This window comes from Priestia sp. P5_B4 (assembly GCF_056400385.1).
This window is the reverse complement of record NZ_JBFULJ010000599.1, coordinates 1-2,381: the sequence shown is the minus strand read 5'-3', so window position 1 is coordinate 2,381 and position 2,381 is coordinate 1. Positions and strand designations below refer to the sequence as shown.

The 2,381-nt window shown below is 37.2% G+C and carries 3 protein-coding genes; all 3 read right to left on the bottom strand.

Annotation, left to right across the window (positions count from 1 at the left end; translation table 11 throughout):
- Positions 1–645 (bottom strand): HAMP domain-containing protein (locus tag AC1DRF_RS23505; protein WP_477741830.1); only part of this gene is annotated, 645 nt, incomplete at its 3' end.
- Between the two features lie 377 nt (positions 646–1,022).
- Positions 1,023–1,442 carry a universal stress protein gene (locus AC1DRF_RS23500; protein WP_097823668.1) on the bottom strand — a complete coding sequence of 140 codons (420 nt, stop codon included), beginning with the start codon at positions 1,440–1,442 and terminating at the stop codon, positions 1,023–1,025.
- 226 nt (positions 1,443–1,668) lie between these two features.
- Complete coding sequence (locus AC1DRF_RS23495) at positions 1,669–1,866, bottom strand: IDEAL domain-containing protein (protein WP_427076286.1); 198 nt, start codon at positions 1,864–1,866, stop codon at positions 1,669–1,671.
- Positions 1,867–2,381 lie beyond the last annotated feature (515 nt).

Here is a 2,381-nt window from a genome sequence, read left to right as displayed (position 1 = left end):
AAGTTCATCTCTTGAATGAGCACCAAGCTTTACAGACAAATCCCCTTGACTCAGCTTCTCTGTTGCTTTTTTCATCTTGATTAAAGGAGCGGTTATAAATTTAGACAGAGCAAAAATAGTCACAATCGAAAATAAAATGGAAACAGCTCCCGCTACGTAAAAATGATGCTGTAGTCTCGCAATCATTTCGTGAATATCATTTGTGTTTTTGAACATATAAACCGTTCCGAACTGCTGACGGCCTTTTTCAATAGGTGATGCTGTGGCGATATAAGGTTTTCTTTTCCAGTCGCCTTGCATAATTTCACCTTTGTATGTAAGAGACTTCCCTTTCCATTTCTCTACTGCTTTTCTTGCACCTTGAATTAAAGGCCTAGACGAACTGATAATTTTTCCTGTTTTATCTGTTATGACAACATCAGTTTCTGCTTCAGATTCCATCAGTGCAACATGGTTAAGCGTAGCCGAATCATGATGCTTCTCTAATACTTCCCGGTGACTATTTCCCCTTAAACGCAAACTTTCTAATTCCTCCGAAATTCGTGTGTTGGCAAGACCGCTATATAAGTAAAAAAAGAGAGCCGCTTCAATTAGTAAAATGAACATTAAAAATAAGAGTCCAAGCTTAATAGAAATTCGATTCATTTATTCACATCCTTTGCTTTCATTATAAAAGTAATAATTGAAGAAACTGTGCAGAATAAAGCATATATGATTGAATAACTATTATTCTCTGACAGTTTACCACAGGTATCTGACAGCTTAGCGTATAAAGTACGTTTATCATACTGTAAATTTCGAGCTCACTAAGCACGCAGCACTACATAATCCAAACGCAAAAAAAGTGGAGACATAACGAAATCCCTCCAATCCACAGTTAGAAGCACCTATATACAGGAAACCTACGTTCACCATATCAATAAAATCCACAAAAAATCCGAACGAGTTGGATTCTCCATCAAGAATCTCACTTCATCGTTCGGATTTTCCTTTAACTAAAATATTTTTGTCCCAGTCTCTTTTTATTTAACAATGATAACAGGACATTCTGCAGATTGAGCAACTTCGTGACTTACACTTCCTAAAAATGTCTCTTTCACAAAGCCCTTTCCTTGACTTCCTATTACAATGACGTCTTGTTGATTGCCATGTGCGTATTCGATAATTTTCTTTGAAGCGGTGCCCTCTAAACCGTATGCCTCATATGGAATACCTGATTGAGTTAAATGATTATGAGCTTCAGATAAAATATCGCGGTTTTCTTCTTCTATCAGTGCGTCTAAGTCAACGCTAAAAACAGGCTGCTGCAAGTGAATTCTTTCCTTAATATGTACAATTGTCAGCTTATTAGCATTTACGCTTTTAGCTAGTTTACTTGCATGTTGAATAGCACGAATAGAAGGTGCCGAACCGTCAAAGGCGACTAAAATTTTGTTATACATATAAAGAACCCTCTCTCTTTTTGTTCTTTCGTGATGCGATATCATCTAGATGCTTTAGATGATAAAGCAAAAAATAATAAAGTAAGAGACTTCTTGATTTTTGCTTTATCACCCATACTATACTTTTACCGCTTTCAGAAAAAACAAAACATTTATCCGTTTTTTTCCATATAAAAAGCCTTTGCTCACTAGAAGCAAAGGCTGATTGTTTATGTTAGTAGGTTATTTAACAAACTTCTTTTAACTCTTCAGTTAAACGTAAAAAAGTTTCTTTATCTCTTTTTTCTAAAGACTGATCAATTTGCAGTAAAAGCTGTGCTTTTTTAAAGTCACGAAGAGATTTGTTTAGCACTAGTTGAGCTGCTGTAGCGTCTGATACTTTTACTTCTTCTTTTGTCATTTTGCGGGACGTATAGTTTTCCATTACAAGTCAACCCCTCATCCTTTTCGCTATTATATAAGAAATCATATAATTATTCAAATATTTTTCTTATTTTTCATTTTAAATGTGCCTCTAAAAATGAGGTTTGGACATACCCAAATCATTTTAATCCAAAGGCGAGCGAATTGAATTGATTTCCGTGCAGGGCTTCGCTTTCCGCGGGCGTCCGGTGAGCCTCCTCATCGCTTRCACTCCTGCGGGGTCTCACCTGTTYCGCTTTTCCCGCAGGAGTCTTCGCCTTGCCCTCCAATCAACAGCTAGAAGCAACAGAAGATACAAAATCCACGTTCACCATCACCATGAAAAAATCCGAACGAGTTGGATCCTTTATCAAGAATCTCGATTCATCGTTCGGATTGTCCTTCAACTAAAATACTTTTGTCTCAGCCTCTTGATATCACAACCACTCTGGACGTGAAGAACCTCGAGGAACCAGAACCGTCTTATATTCCCCTGGAGTTTCCGACATTTCGATTTGTTCTGTAAGCCCTTGGTAC

Excerpts from the sequence above, each read along its gene's own strand:
- AC1DRF_RS23500 (WP_097823668.1), bottom strand. The coding sequence starts at position 1,442 with ATGTATAACAAAATTTTAGTCGCCTTTGACGGTTCGGCACCTTCTATT.
- AC1DRF_RS23495 (WP_427076286.1), bottom strand. The coding sequence starts at position 1,866 with ATGGAAAACTATACGTCCCGCAAAATGACAAAAGAAGAAGTAAAAGTA.